The organism is Streptomyces sp. TLI_55 (assembly GCF_900206255.1).
Lineage (GTDB): Bacteria > Actinomycetota > Actinomycetes > Streptomycetales > Streptomycetaceae > Streptomyces > Streptomyces aquilus.
The window spans coordinates 3,820,357-3,839,256 of the sequence record NZ_OAOJ01000001.1 but is presented as its reverse complement, the minus strand read 5'-3'; the positions used below and the strand labels follow the sequence as shown (position 1 = coordinate 3,839,256).

Below are 18,900 nucleotides of genomic sequence, written 5' to 3'. Positions count from 1 at the left end.
GGCAAGAGCCCAAGAGCCTGCGCGTCCGCACCGGCACCTATCCTGGAGTCGTTCGGACAGCGCGGTCCGCTCTCATTTCTTCCCGGATGACCGGCCCGTATGCGGCAGCCGCCGCCCGACCGGTCCACGGGTTCCCTCTCGGACGAGCTTCAACACTGCAAGGAGCCGCACCTGTGAGCAGTGCCGACGACCAGACCGTTTCTCAGGAGACCACCTCCGCCGAGCTGCGCGCCGACATCAGGCGACTCGGTGACCTCCTCGGCGAGACCCTCGTCCGCCAGGAGGGCCCGGAGCTGCTGGAGCTCGTCGAGAAGGTCCGCCGCCTCACCCGCGAGGACGGTGACGCCGCCGCCGAACTGCTGCGGGGCACGGAACTGGAGACCGCCGCCAAGCTGGTGCGCGCCTTCTCCACCTACTTCCACCTGGCCAACGTCACCGAACAGGTGCACCGAGGCCGCGAACTCAGGGCCAAGCGCGCCGCCGAGGGCGGCCTCCTCGCCCGTACGGCCGACCGCCTCAAGGACGCCGACCCCGAACACCTGCGCGCCACCGTGCAGAACCTCAACGTGCGCCCCGTCTTCACCGCGCACCCCACCGAGGCCGCCCGGCGCTCCGTCCTCAACAAGCTCCGCCGCATCGCCGAGCTGCTGGAGACCCCGGTCCTGGAGACCGACCGCCGCCGCTACGACACCCGCCTGGCCGAGAACATCGACCTCGTCTGGCAGACCGACGAGCTGCGCGTCGTACGCCCCGAGGTCACGGACGAGTCCCGCAACGCGATCTACTACCTCGACGAGCTGCACGCCGGCGCCGTCGGCGACGTCCTGGAAGACCTCACCGCCGAGCTGGAGCGCGTCGGCGTCACCCTCCCCGAGGAGACCCGCCCCCTCACCTTCGGCACCTGGATCGGCGGCGACCGCGACGGCAACCCCAACGTCACCCCCCAGGTCACCTGGGACGTCCTGATCCTCCAGCACGAGCACGGCATCAACGACGCGCTCGACATGATCGACGAACTGCGCGGCTTCCTCTCCAACTCCATCCGCTACACCGGAGCGACGCAAGAGCTGCTGGAATCCCTGCGCGAGGACCTCGAACGCCTCCCGGAGATCAGCCCCCGCTACAAGCGCCTCAACGCCGAGGAGCCCTACCGGCTCAAGGCCACCGCGATCCGCCAGAAGCTGGAGAACACCAAGCTCCGCCTCGCCAAGAACACCCCGCACGAGCCGGGCCGCGACTACCTCGGCACCAGCGAGCTGCTGAACGACCTCACCCTCATCCAGACCTCCCTGCGCGAACACCGCGGCGGCCTGTTCGCCGAAGGCCGCATGAACCGCACGATCCGTACGCTCGCCGCCTTCGGCCTCCAGCTCGCCACCATGGACGTCCGCGAACACGCCGACGCCCACCACCACGCCCTCGGCCAGCTCTTCGACCGCCTCGGCGAGGAGTCCTGGCGCTACGCCGACATGCCCCGCGACTACCGCGGCAAACTGCTCGCCAAGGAGCTGCGGTCCAGGCGGCCGCTGGCCCCGACCCCGGCCCCGCTGGACGCCGCCGGCGAGAAGACCCTCGGCGTCTTCCACACCGTCAAGCGCGCCCTCGACGTCTTCGGCCCCGAGGTCATCGAGTCGTACATCATCTCGATGTGCCAGGGCGCCGACGACGTCTTCGCCGCGACCGTCCTCGCCCGCGAGGCCGGCCTCATCGACCTGCACGCCGGCTGGGCCAAGATCGGCATCGTGCCGCTCCTGGAGACCACCGACGAGCTCAAGGCCGCCGACACCATCCTCGAGGACATGCTCTCCGACCCCTCCTACCGGCGCCTGGTCGCGCTGAACGGGGACGTCCAGGAGGTCATGCTCGGCTACTCGGACTCCTCCAAGTTCGGCGGCATCACCACCTCGCAGTGGGAGATCCACCGCGCCCAGCGCCGCCTGCGCGACGTCGCCCACCGCTACGGCGTGCGTCTGCGCCTGTTCCACGGCCGCGGCGGCACCGTCGGCCGCGGCGGCGGCCCCTCGCACGACGCGATCCTCGCCCAGCCCTGGGGCACCCTGGAGGGCGAGATCAAGGTGACCGAGCAGGGCGAGGTCATCTCCGACAAGTACCTGGTGCCGTCCCTGGCCAGGGAGAACCTGGAGCTGACGGTCGCCGCCACCCTCCAGGCCTCCGCCCTGCACACCGCCCCCCGCCAGTCCGACGAGGCCCTCGCCCGCTGGGACGCGGCCATGGACGTGGTGAGCGACGCCGCCCACGCGGCCTACCGCCGGCTCGTCGAGGACCCCGACCTGCCGAACTACTTCCTCGCCTCCACCCCGGTCGACCAGCTCGCCGACCTGCACCTCGGCTCCCGGCCCTCCCGCCGCCCCGGCTCCGGCGTCTCCCTCGACGGACTGCGCGCCATCCCGTGGGTGTTCGGCTGGACCCAGTCCCGGCAGATCGTCCCCGGCTGGTTCGGCGTCGGCTCCGGCCTCAAGGCACTGCGCGAGGCCGGCCTCGACACCGTCCTCGACGAGATGCACGAGCAGTGGCACTTCTTCCGCAACTTCATCTCCAACGTCGAGATGACCCTCGCGAAGACCGACCTGCGCATCGCCCGCCACTACGTCGACACCCTCGTCCCCGCCGAGCTCCAGCACGTCTTCGCCACCATCGAGGCCGAACACGCCCTCACCGTCCGCGAGATCCTCAAGGTCACCGGCGAGAGCGAACTCCTCGACGCCCAGCCCGTCCTGAAGCAGACGTTCACCATCCGCGACGCCTACCTCGACCCGATCTCCTACCTCCAGGTCGCCCTGCTCAAGCGCCAGCGCGACGCGGCCGCGGCTGGCGAGGAGCCCGACCCGACCCTGGCCCGCGCCCTGCTCCTCACCGTCAACGGTGTGGCGGCGGGCCTGCGCAACACCGGCTGAGGCCTTACACGCATACGACGGTGCCCCCGAGCTTCGGACAAGCTCGGGGGCACCGTCGTATCAGCGGCTATGCCTTACGGCGGCGGAACACCAGGTAGCCGCCCGCGGCCACCAGCGCCGCCGCGGCGCCGCCCAGCAGACCCACCGGGGCGCCGTTGCCGGTCTCGGCGAGGTCGCCGCCGTCGCCGCTGCCGCCACCCTGGGCGGACGGCGACGAGGACGCCGACGGCTCCGAGGACGACCCGCCGGCGGGCGCCGACTCGGACGGCGAGGCGGAGGGCGCGGAGGAAGCGGGCGCGGAAGCGGACGAGGAAGCCGACGCGGACGGCGTCTCACTCGGCTTGCCGTCGTCGGAGCCCTCGCAGTCGGTCCAGAAGACCTTGTGCTTGGCCGCGCCCTTCTCGCCCTCGAAGTTCCAGAACAGCTTGTAGTGGCCGTCGGGCAGCGACAGGTCCTCGGTCCGGCCATGACCCTCGGCGTCGAGGGTGATCTCGCCGGACTTCACCGTCTCGCCCTTGACGTCGGCCGTCGGCGCCCAGGCCTCGATGTGCCAGTCCACCTCCTGGACGCCGTCGAAACCGAACGCGTCCAGATAGAACGTGCAGACGTGCGGCTCGTTGCGCCGCAACTCCTCGCCGGTGGAGGCGTCGTGGATCTTCACGGTGCCGTTGTCACCGGGAGCGGTGGCATAGGCGGTCGGGGCCGCGAACAGGGCGGCGGCGGTGACGGCGGACAGGGCGCCGGCACGGATGAGGGTACGCATGGGGCAGTCCATCTTCGAGATGTGACAGGGAAGATGTGGAGGGGGCGGCTCAGCTTCCAGCCCCGACTGACCTCAGGTCAATCACGAACAGACAACGCTCACACCCTCCACAGAAACGCAGAACGGCGAAAGCCTTCAGATCGTCACGAAAGCAGCGGTGAGCAGCACGACACCCGCCCCCGCCATGACCCACGCGCCCCGCGTACGCCCCAACCCGCCCGCCACCACGACCGACGCCAGCAACAGCGCACCACCCAACGGAACCCAGGCGTAGAGAATCCCGGCCGGACCGGACCGTACGACCTCGTCACTGCTCGGCTTCACGACGACCGCGTACGTCTCGCCCTTGCGCACCGCCACCGTCTTCTCGATGACGACCTCGGCCCGCGCCGTGGACCCCTCGGAGACCGGCGTGTACGGCCCGCTGCACGTGTCCGCCCCGCACCGCGTCACCGCGATCGTGCCGCTCTCCCGGCCCTTCGTCAGCATCACGTGCTGCGCGGTACCCCACGACGCCCACACCCCCGCCACCAGGATCAGCACCGCGACCGCACCCATCGCCGCGAGCCGCCCCAACCGCAGGGCGGCAGCCGAGGCCTGACGGGCGGAGACGGAGGTGGTGGCAGGCATGGCCGGGATCATTGGCCATGCCTCAACGGCCCGTCAACCCGGGCCGGTTCCGCGACCGGACAAGTCAGGAGTTGTACGTGCTTTGCGCCCGCTCCAGCCCCTCGATCACCAGACACTCCACCGCGTCCGCCGCCCGGTCCACGAAGTAGTCGAGCTCCTTGCGCTCCGCGGAGGAGAAGTCCTTCAGCACGAAATCCGCGACCTGCATCCGCCCCGGAGGCCGCCCGATCCCGAACCGCACCCGGTGATACTGCGCGCCGAACGCCTTCGTCATCGACTTCAGCCCGTTGTGCCCGTTGTCCCCACCACCGAGCTTCAACCGCAGCACCCCGTAGTCGATGTCCAACTCGTCATGCACGGCCACGACATTGGCGACGGGCACCTTGTAGAAGTCCTTGAGCGCGTTCACCGGCCCACCGGACAGATTCATGTACGACATCGGCTTCGCCAGGATCACCCGGCGGTTCAGCGGCCCCGGCGGCCCGATCCGCCCCTCCACGACCTGCGCCTGCGCCTTGCCCGCCCGCTTGAACCTCCCCCCGATCCGCTCGGCCAGCAGATCGGCCACCATGAAACCGACGTTGTGCCGGTTGGCCGCGTACTCCGGCCCGGGATTGCCGAGCCCGACGATCAGCCAGGGCTCATTGGCGGGGGTCGTCACGTCCATGTCTCCTCGATACGCGCCGGCCGCCACTCCCGTACGGAAGCGGCGGCCGGCAGATTGTCGCAGAGCCTCAGGCTCAGGCCTCGGCGGCCTCGTCGCCCTCGACAGCCTCCTCCGAGGCCTCCTCGGCCTGCGCGGCCAGGACCTGCAGCACGACAGCGTCCTCGTCGACGGCCAGGGTGGTGCCCTTGGGGAGCTTGATGTCCTTGGCGAGGATGGAGGCACCGGCCTCCAGGCCCTCGACGGAGACCGTGACGGCCTCGGGGATGTGGGTGGCCTCGGCCTCGACCGGCAGCGCGTTCAGCACGTGCTCCAGCAGGTTGCCACCGGCGGCCAGCTCGCCCTCGGTGTGGACCGGGATCTCGACCGTGACGGTCTCGCCGCGCTGGACCAGCTGAAGGTCGACGTGCTCCAGGAAGCCCTTGATCGGGTCACGCTGAACCGACTTCGGGATCGCCAGCTCGTTGGTCTTGCCGTCGATGTCCAGAGCGATCAGGACGTTCGGCGTACGCAGCGCCAGCAGCAGGTCGTGGCCCGGAAGCGTCAGGTGGATCGGGTCCGAACCGTGGCCGTACAGCACACCGGGAACCTTGGCGTCACGACGGATGCGACGGGCGGCGCCCTTGCCGAACTCGCTGCGGGTCTCGGCGGAGATCTTTACCTCGGACATGCGGATCACTCCTCGTATGGGTGAGAGCGGACAAGGTCACCCGGCCACGAACGGCCTGCTACGAAGAGCGCGTCGATAACGGATCGCCGTATCCCGCAATGGGTACGGCCTCCCTCGCCGAGCAACCTGGGCAGTCTACTCGGCAGGGGAGGCCGCAGAAAAATCGATCATGCAGAAGCGTTCTGCCGCAGGGGCAGGGCTTACTGCTCGTCGAACAGGCTCGTCACCGAACCATCCTCGAACACCTCACGCACCGCACTCGCGATCGTCGGCGCGATCGACAGCACCGTCATCTTGTCCAGGTCACGACCCAGCTCACCCGGCGTCGGCAGCGTGTTCGTGAACACGAACTCGCTCACCCGCGAGTTCTTCAGCCGGTCGGCGGCCGGACCCGACAGCACACCGTGCGTCGCCGTCACGATGACGTCCTCCGCACCGTGCGCGAACAGCGCGTCCGCGGCCGCGCAGATCGTGCCACCCGTGTCGATCATGTCGTCGACGAGAACGCAGACGCGACCCTTCACCTCACCGACCACCTCATGCACGGTGACCTGGTTCGCCACGTCCTTGTCACGCCGCTTGTGCACGATCGCCAGCGGAGCACCGAGACGGTCGCACCAACGGTCGGCGACCCGGACGCGTCCGGCGTCGGGGGAGACGACCGTCAGCTTGTCCCGGTCGACCTTGGCGCCCACGTAGTCCGCGAGCAGCGGAAGCGCGAACAGGTGGTCGACAGGACCGTCGAAGAAGCCCTGGATCTGGTCCGTGTGCAGATCCACGGTCAGAATGCGGTCGGCACCCGCGGTCTTCATCAGATCCGCGATGAGACGGGCCGAGATCGGCTCACGGCCACGGTGCTTCTTGTCCTGGCGGGCGTACCCGTAGAACGGCACGATCACCGTGATCGAGCGGGCCGACGCACGCTTCAGCGCGTCGATCATGATCAACTGCTCCATGATCCACTGGTTGATCGGAGCCGTGTGGCTCTGGATCACGAAGCAGTCCGCACCACGCGCCGACTCCTGATACCGCACATAGATCTCGCCATTGGCGAAGTCGAAGGCCTTCGTCGGGACGACCCCGACACCCAACTGCTGGGCGACCTCCTCGGCAAGCTCGGGGTGGGCGCGGCCGGAGAAGAACATCATCTTCTTCTCGCCGGTCGTCTTGATCCCGGTCACAGCACTGTCTCCTCAGAGGTGTCTCAGCTGGATGTCGAGAGACCTCGCCGCTGGGCGCGACGGGGCCGTCTCAGCTGGTGGGGTGCGGGTGTGCACTTATCACGGTACGCCGTGTTTGACGCACCTGTTTCCGGTCAGCCGTCGCTACCCGGCTCCCGGGACGCCGCCTCGGCCGCCTTCGCCGCCGCGCTTCCCGGACGCTTACGGGCCACCCAACCCTCGATATTCCGCTGCTGGCCACGGGCCACGGCCAGCGAACCGGGCGGCACGTCCTTCGTGATCACCGACCCTGCGGCGGTGTACGCGCCGTCCCCGACCGTGACAGGCGCCACAAACATGTTGTCCGAACCCGTCCGGCAGTGCGACCCGACGGTGGTGTGATGCTTGTCCTGCCCGTCGTAGTTCACGAACACGCTCGCGGCACCGATGTTGGAGTACTCACCGATCGTCGCGTCACCGACGTAGGACAGGTGGGGAATCTTCGTCCCCTCCCCGATCGAGGCGTTCTTGGTCTCCACGTACGTCCCGATCTTGCCCTTCGCGCCGAGGCGGGTACCGGGCCGCAGATAGGCGTACGGCCCCACGCTCGCGTCCGGACCGATGTGCGCCCCGTACGACACGGTGTTGTCGACCCGGGCCCCGGCGCCGACGTGGGTGTCCGTCAGCCGGCTGTTGGGACCGACCTCGGCGGTGGAGCCGATGTGAGTGGTGCCGTGCAGCTGGGTGTTGGGGTGGACGACCGCGTCCTGATCGAAGGTGACGGTCACGTCGACCCAAGTGGACGCCGGGTCGATGACGGTGACCCCGGCGAGCATGGCCTCGGTCAACAGCCGGTCGTTCAGAATCCGGCGGGCCTCGCTGAGCTGGACGCGGTTGTTGATCCCGGCGATCTCACGGTGGTCGGCGGCGACGGAAGCCCCGACACGATGACCGGCTTCCCGGAGAATCCCGAGAACGTCGGTGAGGTACTCCTCACCCTGCGAGTTGTCGGTACGGACCTTCCCGAGAGCGTCGGAGAGCAACTGCCCGTCGAACGCGAAGACTCCGGAGTTGATCTCCCGGATCGCCCGCTGCGCGTCGGAGGCGTCCTTGTGCTCGACGATCGCGGTCACGGCCCCCGAGGCGCCGTCCCGCACGATCCGCCCGTACCCGGTCGCGTCCGGGACCTCGGCGGTGAGGACGGTGACCGCGTTGCCGTCGGTGGAGTGCGTCGCGGTGAGGGCGCGGAGGGTCTCACCGGTGAGAAGGGGAGTGTCACCGCAGACGACCACGACGGTCCCGTCCACGACGCCGCCGAGCTCCTCCAGGCCCATCCGTACCGCGTGCCCGGTGCCGTTCTGCTCCGCCTGCACGGCGGTCCGTACGTCGGGGTCGATGACGTTGAGATGCGCGGTGACCTTCTCGCGCGCGTGCCCCACGACTACGACCAGATTCTCGGGGTCCAACTCACGGGCTGCGGCCAGCACATGTCCCACGAGGCTGCGGCCGCAGAGCTCATGGAGAACCTTGGGTGTGGCCGACTTCATACGGGTGCCCTCACCCGCTGCGAGAACGACGACGGCTGCCGGGCGGTTGGCGCTCACGGGATGCCCTTCGGCTGTGGAGGGGGTGGGGTGACATCCGCAGGATACCGGGGTGTTTATTGGGGGACATGAGTGTGGGCCCTGACTGTGCTGTCAGGGCCCACACCGAGCATGGCTCCCCCGCCAGGACTCGAACCTGAAATACATCATCCAAAGTGACGTGTGTTGCCGATTACACCACGGGGGATCACCACGGCAGCCTACGCGGTTCGCCGCTTGGCCTCCACCACCATGCCAGACCACCAGCCTTCGATGCGACGGTACAAATCGGCTCCGCCGCGCACGTCGACACGGAGGCAGCCGAGGTAGTTCTCGTCGACGTTCTTCCGGTTCGTGCTGGGGTTGTGCTTCTTGAGGGTCGTCTTGAGAAGTGCAGATCGCTCGATGCCGACGTGGTCCGCCCAGAACTGCTCGGCCCATGCCACGTCTGCGGTCTGGTGGATATGCACGGCGAACTTGAGGCGCCCCGGCTCGACGTCGAGCAGGTTCAGCCAAGCCAGGAAGAGGGTGATCATGTCCGGGTCGCTGTTGACGAAGGTAACGCGCTCCTGTCGGCGGTACGGCTTGCTCTTGGTGCCCTCGGCCCAGTAGAGGCCTACCCCGACCATGAACAGCTCGCGGTCGGTCATCTGCCCGATCTGCTGAGCTGCCGTCCGCTTGGTGGCCTGCCGCTCTTCTTCCCGCAGGCGCAACGTGGCTTCCCAACCGCGCTTCGCGATCGCCGAGGCCTCCTCACGCGTCCGCTTGCGCCTTTCCGGCTTCGGCAGATCCCGCACCCACAACGAGATCGAACTCTTAGAGCACCCCAGCTCCACCTGGATCTGGTCGTACGTCCAGCCCTGGAGCCGTAGCTCCCGCGCCCTGGCCCTCAGGTCGTCCTTCGCGTTCGGGCGCTTCGTCCATTCCGGAGGGGGCTCGCCCTCCAGGAGGCGGTTGAGGATGTCGTTGTTGTGGACGTGTAGGCGGTCGCGGATCTGGCATCGGCTGAGTCCTGCACGCCGTAACGCCACCGCCCGCTCCCGCAGCCCCTCGAAGTCCGCGTATTTGCCAAGTGAAGTTGCCATAGGCATACCGTCCAGACGGAATCTCCGCTTCCGGGGTCGAACAGGGGCTGGTTCAGCAGTTCGAGGGAAATCGGGCGGTTTCGCTTCTGGCCGGTCATGGCGTGTGGTGTAGGCCAGTACCGGAAACTCACCGGAAAAGCCGCACCCGGCGCCCGTAGGCTGGAGGCATGACCACGACGGGGGAAGACCACGCCGCGGCCCGGACGGGGCCGTGGTGGTGGGCCAGGTGGCGTACCGCACTGTTGGACATCGGTCTCGCGTTCGTCTCCGTGCTGGAGTGTGCGGTCGAGGGCGTCGACTTCGCCAGGGACGCCGGGATTCCGGAGGCGGCGGGGGTCGTCTTCGGGGCGCTCGCCGGCGCCGCGCTGCTGGTGCGGCGGAAGTGGCCGATCGCGGTGGTGCTGGTGTCCATCGCGATCACGCCTGCCCAGATGGGGTATCTCATGGGCATCGTCGGGCTGTACACCCTCGCCGCCTCCGAGCTGCCCCGGCGGATCATCGGGTCGCTGGCCGGGATGTCGTTCGTCGGCATGCTGATCGTGATGTTCGTGCGGGTGCGGCAGAGCATGGAGACGGGGGAGAGCGATCTCGGGAGTTGGTCCGTTCCGTTTGCCGCGATCGCGATTTCCATCGGGCTTACCGCGCCGCCCTTGCTGCTCGGGCTGTATGTCGGGGCTCGGCGGCGGCTCATGGAGAGCTTGCGCGAGCGTGCCGACAGTCTTGAGCGGGAGCTTCAGCTGCTTGCCGAGCGGGCGGAGGAGCGGGCTGAGTGGGCGCGTAATGAGGAGCGGACCCGGATCGCCCGGGAGATGCATGACGTCGTCGCGCATCGGGTGAGTTTGATGGTCGTGCATGCCGCCGCGTTGCAGGCCGTTGCGCGGAAGGATCCGGAGAAGGCCGTCAAGAATGCCGCGTTGGTGGGGGACATGGGGCGGCAGGCGTTGACCGAGTTGCGGGAGATGCTCGGGGTGTTGCGGAGCGGGGACGGCGGTCGTGGTGGTGTGCGGCAGGCTGCCGTGCCGTTGGTCGCGGTGGGGGTCGCCGCTGCCGCTGCCGCTTCGCGGGCCGTGGAGGAGTCCGACGGGCCTTGTCTGTCGGAGTTGGAGGAGTTGATCGGGCAGTCGGCGGCCGCGGGGATGGTCGTGGATCTGACCGTGGAGGGGGATGTGCGGTCGTACGCGGGGGAGATCGAGCAGACCGCGTACCGGGTGGTGCAGGAGGCGTTGACCAACGTCCACAAGCATGCGGCGGGGGCGAAGACGCATGTCCGGCTCGCGCATCGGGGGTCGGAGATCGCGATGCAGGTGGAGAACGAGCCGCCGCCGGAGGTGTCGGTGGCGTCGTCGGCGCGGTTGCCGTCCGGGGGGAACGGGCTGGTGGGGATGAAGGAGCGGGTCGCCGCGCTGGGCGGGGTGTTCGTGTCCGGGCCGACGGATGCGGGGGGTTTTCGGGTGTCGGCGGTGATTCCGGCGTCGTAGCGCCGCGTCGTAGCGCCGCGTCGTAGCGCCGCGTCGCGGTGCCCCGTCGGCCTGTGTGGTTTCAGCCTGCCGTGAGGCGTACCGGCTCTATGCCTGCGACCAGCGCGGCGAGGGCGTGGTCGATGTCGGGGCCGAGGTACCAGTCGCCGGTGTGGTCGAGGACGTAGGCGCGGCCTTCGGCGTCGATGGCGAGGAGGGCGGCGGTCTCGGTCTCGGTGCCGAGGGGGCAGACGTCGGTGTCGAGGGCGCGGCCGAGGTCGGCGAGGGTGCGGGCCATGTGGAGGCCGTGCAGGGGGTCGAGGTGGAGGTGGGCGGGGGCGACCTGGCGGCCGGGGCCGGTGGGGGTGATGTGGAGGCCGCCGAACTCGGCCCAGGCTTCTACCGCGGCGGGGAAGACGGTGTGGCGGTGGCCGGCGGGTGAGGTGTGGTCGCGGAGGGCGTCGGCCCAGATCTCGGCTTGCTTGATGTCCCAGCGTCCGGGTTGCCAGCCGGCTGCGCGCAGGGCGGCGTCGACGGGTACGGGGAAGCGGGTGGTGCTGGTGCGGTCCGGGTGCATCTGCCTTCGATCGTCGTGGTCATGGGTGTGGTGCGGCTGTGGTGCTGGGTGGGGGGTCAGTCGTCCGCCGCGGGGTCGACGATGCGTACGCCGAAGTGGGCGCTGAGCGCGGTGCAGGCGCGGCAGGGGGCGGCGAAGCTGCCGTGGAGGGGGTCGCCGTCCTCGCGGATGCGGCGGGCGGTGAGTTTGGCCTGCTTGAGGGCTTTGCGGGCCTCGCCGTTGGTCATGGGTTTGCGGGCGGCGCGTTTGGTGCGGGCGGCGTCGGCGGCGGTGAGGTGGCGGGAGATGAGGATCGTCTCGGCGCAGCGGCCGGTGAAGCGGTCGCGCTGGGTGGAGGTGAGGGTGTCGAGGAAGTCCTGCACGAGGGGGTGCAGGGATGGTGCCTCGTCGCCGCGGGCGGCGGTGCCGGTGAGGGTGGCGCCGCGGACGGAGAGGGCGGCGGCGACGGTGGGGAGTATGCCGTCGCGGCGGTGGCGCAGGGTGGGGGCGTGGGCGGCTTCGCTGCTCCAGCCGATGCGCGGGTCGCCGGACAGGGCGGTCCGCGGGTCGCCGGGTGTGGCTGGTCGCGGCCCTGGGTGCGGTCCCGTCTGCGCCGTATTCATGATCATCATCCCCTCCGAGCATCCCCCCGGATCACACAGAGTGCCAAATGCCGTGGCTGGTGCGGAAGCTGGGGCGGTGCGACACGCCCGGGTTTGGGCGGGCTGTCACGGCGGGGTGACGGCTGGTCACGGAAGCGGAGGGCGGCTGACCGGTGCCCGGTGACCGGTGTCGTCGTACCGCATAGGCTGTCGGCACCCGCATGTATGCGACCGCGTGTGTGCGACTGCGTGTATGCGACTGCGTGTATGCGGTCAACACGCTGGAGAACGTCGGAGAAGTCGAATACGGGCTGGGGTGGCGGGGCGGAGCCGGGTGGACCGGGGCCGGGCCGGTCGCCGTGGGCCGTATCAGAGTGCCGCAGGGGGCAACCGCCATGACGACAGGTCGGCTCGGGCAGCAAGCCGCGCCGCCGAACGCGGCCTATGCCGGGCAGGTCGTGCATTTCCCGGATCCGGTCCGGGCTGCCCGTCACCCGAGGGGGGTGCGGGTGGACGAGCGCGGCTATCCGGACTTCTCGGCGTATGCGCGTGCGGCTGCGGAGATCGCCGATCCGCCGGAGGGTTTCGGTGTCGACGAGTTGCGGCTGACGGACTATGTGTCGGCGAACGCGGCGCTCGCGGCGACGGGCCATGAGCTGTGGGACACGATTCCGGCGGTGGCGACGCCGCACGGCTGGACGTGGCATCACGTGGTGGGTTCGCGCCGTCTTGAGCTGGTGCCGGTCGAGGTGAAGGCGTTGCTGCGGCATCACGGCGGGATCGCGACGGCGGCGGTGGAGCACGGGAAGCGGGGGACGCGGCCGTTGCAGGAGACGCGGCCCGCGCACTTCGGGTTGCCGAAGTCGGGTGCGGCGGTGTCGGAGTCGCAGGTGCTGGGGGTCGAGGAGGATCTCGGGTACCGGCTGCCGGGTGCGTACCGGTCGTTCTTGAAGGCGGCGGGTGGGTGTGCCCCGGTGGGGACGGCTCTGGACCCGGAGTTGGGTCTGCTGGTCGACCAGCCGTTCTTCACGGTGCGGGACGAGGCGGCCGTCAACGACCTCGTGTACGTGAACAAGTGCCTGCGTGACCATCTGACCAAGGACTACTTGGGTGTCGGCTTCGTGCAGGGCGGACTGCTGGCCGTGAAGGTGAAGGGCGACCGGATCGGTTCGGTCTGGTTCTGCGCGTACGACGACGCCCGCGACGTCGATCCTTCGCTGGCGCCGGCGGAGCGGGTGGAGCGGCTGTTGCTGCCGTGCGGCGATGACTTCGATGTGTTCCTGTCCCGACTGGCGGGTTCTCCGCCGGAGTTGGAGACGGTGGCGAACCTGATGGTGGACGGCGGTTTCGCGCGGTCCGTGCCGGTGGCTGTCGCCGGGGCCGGAACTGGGGCTGGAGCCGGGGCTGTTGCCGGGGCTGGGGAGTGAGCTGACCGATGGTGACGTTCGCGCAGGCGCAGGAGCGCGCCGAAGAGTGGATCAACGGGGACGTTCCCTCGTATCAGCATCGTGAGGTGCGGGTGCGGGAGTTCGAGCTCGGGTTCGTGGTGTGGGCGGAGGACCGTGCGGACGGTCCGCGTTCGGACGGCGGCGCGCAGCGGCTGGTGCTCGCCCGGGACAGCGGGGAGGCCACGTTGTGGCCGGCGCTGCCGGTGGGGGAGGTGATCCGCCGGTACGAGGAGGAGTACGGGCGCGCTGCCGAGGACGCCGCTGCTGCGGCCGCGTCGGCGCCTGCGGCTCGGGTCGATCTCAATCAGACGTCGTTCCTTCTGACGCCGCCGGAGTGGTTGCAGGAGGCGGCGGATCAGTTGGGGATTCCGGATCGGCGGGCGGGGGCCGGTGCCGGGGCCGGTAGTGAGTCTGGTTTCGGTGGTGGGCCTGGTGCCGGGGTCGGTGGTGGGGCTGGTGCCGGGGCGGCTGAGGGTTCGGCCGGTGCCGGTGCCGGTGCCGGTGTCCATGCCGGGTTCGGTGTTGGGGCTGGGTCTTCGGCGTTGCCTGAGACGCAGGCCGGGGTGCCGGTCGGGTCGGGGAACGGGGCTGTGGGGTCCGGTGCGGGGTCCGGTGCCGGTGCTGGTACCGGTGCGGCTTCGGCGGGTGGTGCGCCGGGGGCGCCCGCTGCGTCGAGTGCGCCGGGGGCGCCTGGTGTGCCTGCCGGGGCGACTCCGTGGGCCGGAACCGACACCAACGCCGATGCGGGTGACGATCGTTCGGTGCCGTTGCCCGCGACCGTGTTCGCGCCGCCGCTGAGCGGGACCGACGACGACACTCCGCCGCCCACGACGCCGCCGGAGGCCAAGACCGCGCTCATCTCGGGCGGCAGCCAGCTTCCGCCGACGGCGCTCGCACCGGCGCTCGACGATCCGCATGCGCCGGGTGCGTCTGCGGGTGCGCCGGCGCCTGGTGGTCCGGGCGCGCCGGTGGTTCCTGGCGGGCACGGGGCGCTCGGGGTGCCGGGTGCGCCTGGGGCGCAGGGTGTGCCGGGTGCGCCGGTGGGGAGTGCGCCTGCGCCGGGTGGTGCGGTGCCGCCGGGTGCGCCTGCGCCGGTGCCGGGTGGCGCGGCGTACGGGTATCCGCAGGGTGCGGGGGGTGTGGGTGGTGCGGGAGCGCCGGGTACGCCCCCTCCGGGTGTGCCGCCCGTGCCCGCGCCGGGTGCGCCGCAGGGCAGTACGCCGCCGCCTGTTCCGGGTGCTCCTTCTTATGGCTATCCGCAGGGGCCGGGGGGTGCGCCGGGGGCGCCTCAGCCTCCTGTGGGCGTCGGCGGGGTCGGCGGTCCGGGGGTGCCCGAGCGGCCGCTCGCGCCGAACGCCGGGGACATCGCCGACGCCGCGACCAGCAAGGCGGCGCCTCCGCCGCGCCGTGCGCGTGGGGGTGCGACGCCGCCTCCGCCGCCGGGTGCCCCGGGGGCGCCGGGCGCGCGGCCGGGCGGTACGCCTCCTCCTGCGCCGGGTGCGCCTGGTACGCCGGGAGCGCCGGCCGGTGGGTATGTGCCGACGCAACTCGTGTCCGCGCTCGGGCCCGACGGTCCTGAGGGTGTGCCCGGGGGACCCGGCGCGCAGACTCCTCCGGGCGCCCCCCAGCCGCCCGGTGCGCCGAACCCGCCCGGCGGTACGCCTCCGGGCGGCATGCACCATGCCGCGACGATGCTGGCCGACCCGGGGCGTATGGGCCCGGGTGGGGGCGCGCCGCAGCCGCCGGGCGCCCCTGTCATGCCCGGTGCGCCGGGCGCGCAGACTCCTCCGGGCGCCCCGGGTGCACCTCACGCGCCGGGTGCTCCGGGAGTTCCTGGCGCCCCCGGTGTCGCGGGCGCGCCTGGCGGTCCTGGGGCTCCGCACGCCCCCGGTGCCCCGGGTGTCCCCGGCGCACCGCAGCCTCCGGGCGCCCCGGGTATGCCTGGTGCGCCGGGCGCGCAGGGCTCTGCCGGTGGTGCGCGAGGTGCGGTTCACCAGGCGGAGACCATGCTGGCCGCGCCGCCGGTCGGCGGCCCCGGCGCGCCTCCGCCGCCGCAAGCCCCGGGTGCACCCGGCATGCCCGGCGCACCCGGTGTTCCGGGCGCCCCCGGCATGGCGCCGGGCGCCCCTCAGCCGATGGCGCCCGGCGCGGTACCTCCTGGCGCGGTGCCTCCCGGCGCGGTGCCGCCCCCTGGTGGGATGCCGCCCGGTGCCGTACCGCCGCCGGGGCAGCCCGCGCCCGGTCAGGCGCCGGCGTACGGATACCCGCAGCAGGGGCAGCCGATCGTCGGCCCGGGCTACCAGGCCGTGTTGCGCTACCGCGCGCAGGACGGGTCGGAGCAGCAGCTGATCCGGCGTTCGGCGCCGGGTACGCCGCACCCGGAGTGGCAGATCTTCCACGAGCTGCGGGCGATGAACATCCCGCCGGACCAGGTGCTGGAGCTGCACACGGAGTTGGAGTCGTGTGAGCTGCCGGGGGCGTACTGCGCGCGGATGATCCGGGAGCAGTGGCCGCAGGCGCGGCTCGCGAGCATCGCGCCGTACGGCACGGACCACGCGAGCCGGCAGCAGGGGATGCAGCAGTTGCTGGCGCACCAGGGCGAGTTGCACCAGGTGGCGGACGGGCCGGCGCGGCCGGGACCGGTGCGCGCCCCGCTTCCGCCGGTGCAGGCGGCGCCGCCGATTCCGCCGGAGGGTGTGGCGCAGGAGCTGGCGGGGGCGTTCGGGCCGGGGATCTTCCGGTTCGAGCAGGCCGCGGTGTCCCGGCAGGGGGTGCCGCCGATGGTGGCGCACTCGTTGGTCGCGGCGGGGCTGCCGATGGACATGGGTCCGTTCTTCTGGGCGCAGGCCCAGCCGGGCCGGCCCGTGCCGACGCTCGCGGAGCTGGCGCAGGAGCGCGGGGTGCAGCCGGCCGCGGACGCGGGGTCGTACCTGGTGATGGGCAGTGACTTCGGCCGGGCGATCTGTGTGCAGTACGGGACGGCGAACATCGTGGCCGTGCCGGTGGAAGCGGGGCCCGGTGGGGCGCCCGTGCCGCCGCAGTTCGTGAACACGGGGCTGCCCGAGTTCCAGCGGTGCCTGGCGCTGCTGGGGCGGATGTGGCGGCTCAGGTTCGGGCTGAACCAGGAGCAGGCGGGCCGTTGGACCGTCGACTTCCAGGCGCAGCTGGCCTCCCTGGACCCGGCGGCGCTGGGTTCGCCGGAGAGCTGGTGGTCGGTGCTGCTCGAGCAGATGTGGGACGGGCTTCTATAGGGCTGCAGCGCTGTAGCGCTGTAGGGCCCGTCGCGTCGGCGACGCAGAAGATGCAGGGGAGGCGGGTCCGGTCACGGCGACCGGGGCCGCCTCTTCGTCGTACCGGAGCACCTCGCGAGCGTCGTCGCCCGCGTTCACCGGTACGGGACACGGCCGTACCCCCGCCTACCGGGGGACGGCCGTGACCTCTGTGCGGAGTGTCGCGTTATGCACTGTTATGCCTGATACATCAAGATGTGCGCGAAATCATCATTTTGCGTCCTTTTGATGGAGAGGGGTTCCAGGATGAGCGGCACACCTGCCTCGTCCCACGGCTTCGTGGTCGTACGGGGGCGCGGCTACCGTCCCGATCAGGTCGACGCGTACGCCGCGGCGCTCTCGCAGGACCGTGACGCCTCCTGGGAGCGTGCCGCCCGTCTGACCGTGCTCGCCAAGGAGATGGAGGCGGAGCTGGAGGCGCTGCGCGAGACGGTCGCGCGGCTCGCGCCGCAGTCGTACGAGACGCTCGGGGAGCGTGCGCGCCGGATCTTCCAGCTCGGCCAGGAGGAGGCGGCGGCCGTGCGTGAGGGCGCGCGGCAGGAGGCGCAGCGCCTCGCGGAGGCGGCGCAGGCGCGCGCGAACGGCGTGCGCGACGCGGCACAGGCGCACGCCGACGCCGTGCACGCCGAGGCGGAAGAGCGCGCCCGCCAGCGCCTCCTCGCGGCGCGCGCCGAGGCAGACGAGATCCGCATCGCCGCCCGGCGCGAAGTGAAAGAGGGGCGCACGGAGGCGCTCGAAGCGTTGCGCGAGGTACGGCAGCGCACCACCGGCATGCTCGCCGAACAGGCCAGGGAACACGCCGAGCGCTGGGCCGAGGCCGAGCGCGCGGAGACCGAGCGCGCCGCGGCGCTGGACGCCCTGCACGCCGACCAGGTAGCCCGCGCGGAGGCCGCGCTGTCCGAGGCGAAGCAGGCCTTCGCCGACGCGGAGGCCGCCGCACGCCGCCGCCAGGAGGAGGCGCGGGCCCGGGCCGCCGAGGTCCTCGCGGAGGCGCGGCTGCGCGAGGACCGCGTCGCGCGCGAGACGGAGCGGGTGCTGCGCGAGCACGGGGAGCGCTGGGACGACGTACGCGCCCACATGGACCTCGTACGCAACAGCCTGACGACGCTGACGGGCCGGGCACCGGCGGAGTAGTCCCGGTGCCCGCCCGCTCTCAGCTGCCTACCGCTCCCGCCGGGCCTCCCCGGCGAGCGCCCACGCGTCCGCCACCGGGCCGAGGTGGGTGAGCTTGTCGGGGTTGATGACCGTGCGGATCGTCTGGACGCGGCCGTCGAGCACGTCCAGCGTCCAGGTGTGGAGCACCTTGCCGTCCCGGTCGTGGAAGACGGCGCCGGGCTGGCCGTTCAGCTCGCGGGGTTCCATCGTGACGTCCACGCGCGCGTGCAGGTCGAGGAGCGCGGTGAGGGTGCGGGTCACGCGGTCGGCGCCGATGACGGGGTTGGCGAGCTGCGGTGCCTTGCCGCCGCCGTCGCCGACCATCGCCACGTCGGCGGCGAGAAGGTCCCGCAGGCCGGTGACGTCGCCTTCCCGGAGGGCGTCGAAGAAGCGTGAGGCGAGTTGCGCGCGTTCCTCGCGGTCGGCGCAGAAGCGGGGGCGGCCCTCGGACATGTGGCGCCGCGCGCGTGCCGCGAGTTGACGGCATGCCGGCTCCGAGCGCCCGACGGCCGCGGCGACCTCGGGGAAGCCAAAGTCGAAGACCTCGCGGAGCACGAAGACGGCGCGTTCCAGCGGGGAGAGGCGTTCGAGCAGCAGCAGGGCCGCCATGGACACGGAGTCGGCCAGTTCGGCCGATCGTTCCGGGTCGTCGTAGGGGTCGTCGAGCAGTGGTTCGGGGAACCACGGGCCGACGTACGCCTCCCGTCGTACCCGGGCGGAGCGCAGGACGTCGATGGCGATCCGGGTGACCGTGGTGGAGAGGAAGGCCTTGACCGACCGGGGTTCGACCGGGGAGGCCGCGTAGCGCAGCCAGGTCTCCTGGACGGCGTCCTCGGCCTCGCCCACGCTGCCCAGCATGCGGTAGGCGAGGGAGAACAGCAGGGGCCGCAGTTCCTCGAACTCCTCGGTCCTGCCCATGACT

At 71.2% G+C, this 18,900-nt stretch carries 16 protein-coding genes and 1 tRNA gene; 5 read left to right on the top strand and 12 right to left on the bottom strand.

Annotated features, from left to right (window positions below; translation table 11 throughout):
* The first annotated feature begins 173 nt into the window (after window positions 1–173).
* Window positions 174–2,915, top strand: a complete 2,742-nt coding sequence (ppc, locus tag CRP56_RS17645) for a phosphoenolpyruvate carboxylase (protein ID WP_097265150.1) — start codon at window positions 174–176, stop codon at window positions 2,913–2,915.
* A 67-nt stretch (window positions 2,916–2,982) separates the two neighbouring features.
* On the opposite strand, the gene CRP56_RS17640 is transcribed toward ppc, so the two are convergent.
* From CRP56_RS17640 to CRP56_RS17605, 8 genes are all read right to left on the bottom strand, one after another.
* Window positions 2,983–3,678 (bottom strand): LPXTG cell wall anchor domain-containing protein, encoded by a 696-nt coding sequence (locus CRP56_RS17640; RefSeq protein ID WP_097265147.1) that lies wholly within the window; start codon window positions 3,676–3,678, stop codon window positions 2,983–2,985.
* A 135-nt stretch (window positions 3,679–3,813) separates the two neighbouring features.
* Window positions 3,814–4,320 (bottom strand): hypothetical protein, encoded by a 507-nt coding sequence (locus tag CRP56_RS17635; RefSeq protein ID WP_097265145.1) that lies wholly within the window; start codon window positions 4,318–4,320, stop codon window positions 3,814–3,816.
* A gap of 52 nt (window positions 4,321–4,372) precedes the next feature.
* Window positions 4,373–4,975 (bottom strand): aminoacyl-tRNA hydrolase, encoded by a 603-nt coding sequence (gene pth / locus CRP56_RS17630; protein WP_097265143.1) that lies wholly within the window; start codon window positions 4,973–4,975, stop codon window positions 4,373–4,375.
* A gap of 73 nt (window positions 4,976–5,048) precedes the next feature.
* A complete protein-coding gene (locus CRP56_RS17625; protein ID WP_097265141.1) occupies window positions 5,049–5,642 on the bottom strand; it encodes a 50S ribosomal protein L25/general stress protein Ctc in 594 nt (197 codons plus the stop codon).
* Window positions 5,643–5,842: 200 nt separating this feature from the next.
* Window positions 5,843–6,823: a ribose-phosphate diphosphokinase gene (locus CRP56_RS17620; RefSeq protein ID WP_097265139.1), complete on the bottom strand. Its 981-nt coding sequence runs from the start codon at window positions 6,821–6,823 to the stop codon at window positions 5,843–5,845.
* 134 nt (window positions 6,824–6,957) lie between these two features.
* The gene (glmU, locus tag CRP56_RS17615) at window positions 6,958–8,406 is read right to left on the bottom strand and encodes a bifunctional UDP-N-acetylglucosamine diphosphorylase/glucosamine-1-phosphate N-acetyltransferase GlmU (protein ID WP_097265137.1); all 1,449 of its coding nucleotides are present in this window, start codon (window positions 8,404–8,406) and stop codon (window positions 6,958–6,960) included.
* Window positions 8,407–8,518: 112 nt separating this feature from the next.
* Window positions 8,519–8,593, bottom strand: a tRNA-Gln gene (locus tag CRP56_RS17610).
* A 13-nt stretch (window positions 8,594–8,606) separates the two neighbouring features.
* Window positions 8,607–9,470 (bottom strand): helix-turn-helix domain-containing protein, encoded by an 864-nt coding sequence (locus CRP56_RS17605; protein WP_097265135.1) that lies wholly within the window; start codon window positions 9,468–9,470, stop codon window positions 8,607–8,609.
* A gap of 167 nt (window positions 9,471–9,637) precedes the next feature.
* Here CRP56_RS17605 and CRP56_RS17600 point away from each other — a divergent pair, with 167 nt between their 5' ends.
* Complete coding sequence (locus tag CRP56_RS17600) at window positions 9,638–10,948, top strand: sensor histidine kinase (RefSeq protein WP_097265133.1); 1,311 nt, start codon at window positions 9,638–9,640, stop codon at window positions 10,946–10,948.
* 61 nt (window positions 10,949–11,009) lie between these two features.
* Here the strand turns inward: CRP56_RS17600 and CRP56_RS17595 are convergent, their stop codons facing one another.
* Together CRP56_RS17595 and CRP56_RS17590 are read right to left on the bottom strand one after the other, a co-directional pair.
* Window positions 11,010–11,504 (bottom strand): SUKH-3 domain-containing protein, encoded by a 495-nt coding sequence (locus CRP56_RS17595; protein ID WP_097265131.1) that lies wholly within the window; start codon window positions 11,502–11,504, stop codon window positions 11,010–11,012.
* Between the two features lie 56 nt (window positions 11,505–11,560).
* Window positions 11,561–12,115, bottom strand: a complete 555-nt coding sequence (locus CRP56_RS17590; RefSeq protein WP_097265129.1) for a YwqJ-related putative deaminase — start codon at window positions 12,113–12,115, stop codon at window positions 11,561–11,563.
* 365 nt (window positions 12,116–12,480) lie between these two features.
* Between CRP56_RS17590 and CRP56_RS17585 the strand changes: the two genes are divergently transcribed.
* Window positions 12,481–13,512, top strand: coding sequence for an SMI1/KNR4 family protein (locus CRP56_RS17585; protein WP_097274170.1), 1,032 nt, complete (start codon window positions 12,481–12,483; stop codon window positions 13,510–13,512).
* Window positions 13,513–13,585: 73 nt separating this feature from the next.
* Here the strand turns inward: CRP56_RS17585 and CRP56_RS48405 are convergent, their stop codons facing one another.
* Window positions 13,586–13,837 (bottom strand): hypothetical protein, encoded by a 252-nt coding sequence (locus CRP56_RS48405; RefSeq protein WP_245695418.1) that lies wholly within the window; start codon window positions 13,835–13,837, stop codon window positions 13,586–13,588.
* Window positions 13,838–13,892: 55 nt separating this feature from the next.
* On the opposite strand from CRP56_RS48405, the gene CRP56_RS17580 reads away from it, so the two are divergent.
* Both CRP56_RS17580 and CRP56_RS17575 read left to right on the top strand, forming a co-directional pair.
* Window positions 13,893–16,784, top strand: coding sequence for an SUKH-4 family immunity protein (locus tag CRP56_RS17580; protein WP_373559650.1), 2,892 nt, complete (start codon window positions 13,893–13,895; stop codon window positions 16,782–16,784).
* 285 nt (window positions 16,785–17,069) lie between these two features.
* A complete protein-coding gene (locus tag CRP56_RS17575; RefSeq protein ID WP_097265125.1) occupies window positions 17,070–17,957 on the top strand; it encodes a cellulose-binding protein in 888 nt (295 codons plus the stop codon).
* A gap of 27 nt (window positions 17,958–17,984) precedes the next feature.
* On the opposite strand, the gene CRP56_RS17570 is transcribed toward CRP56_RS17575, so the two are convergent.
* Window positions 17,985–18,896: an RNA polymerase sigma-70 factor gene (locus CRP56_RS17570; protein WP_097265123.1), complete on the bottom strand. Its 912-nt coding sequence runs from the start codon at window positions 18,894–18,896 to the stop codon at window positions 17,985–17,987.
* Window positions 18,897–18,900 lie beyond the last annotated feature (4 nt).

Excerpts from the sequence above, each read along its gene's own strand:
- CRP56_RS17640 (WP_097265147.1), bottom strand. The coding sequence starts at position 3,678 with ATGCGTACCCTCATCCGTGCCGGCGCCCTGTCCGCCGTCACCGCCGCC.
- CRP56_RS17635 (WP_097265145.1), bottom strand. The coding sequence starts at position 4,320 with ATGATCCCGGCCATGCCTGCCACCACCTCCGTCTCCGCCCGTCAGGCC.
- pth (WP_097265143.1), bottom strand. The coding sequence starts at position 4,975 with ATGGACGTGACGACCCCCGCCAATGAGCCCTGGCTGATCGTCGGGCTC.
- CRP56_RS17625 (WP_097265141.1), bottom strand. The coding sequence starts at position 5,642 with ATGTCCGAGGTAAAGATCTCCGCCGAGACCCGCAGCGAGTTCGGCAAG.
- CRP56_RS17605 (WP_097265135.1), bottom strand. The coding sequence starts at position 9,470 with ATGGCAACTTCACTTGGCAAATACGCGGACTTCGAGGGGCTGCGGGAG.
- CRP56_RS17600 (WP_097265133.1), top strand. The coding sequence starts at position 9,638 with ATGACCACGACGGGGGAAGACCACGCCGCGGCCCGGACGGGGCCGTGG.
- CRP56_RS17595 (WP_097265131.1), bottom strand. The coding sequence starts at position 11,504 with ATGCACCCGGACCGCACCAGCACCACCCGCTTCCCCGTACCCGTCGAC.
- CRP56_RS17590 (WP_097265129.1), bottom strand. The coding sequence starts at position 12,115 with ATGATGATCATGAATACGGCGCAGACGGGACCGCACCCAGGGCCGCGA.
- CRP56_RS17585 (WP_097274170.1), top strand. The coding sequence starts at position 12,481 with ATGACGACAGGTCGGCTCGGGCAGCAAGCCGCGCCGCCGAACGCGGCC.
- CRP56_RS17575 (WP_097265125.1), top strand. The coding sequence starts at position 17,070 with ATGAGCGGCACACCTGCCTCGTCCCACGGCTTCGTGGTCGTACGGGGG.
- CRP56_RS17570 (WP_097265123.1), bottom strand. The coding sequence starts at position 18,896 with ATGGGCAGGACCGAGGAGTTCGAGGAACTGCGGCCCCTGCTGTTCTCC.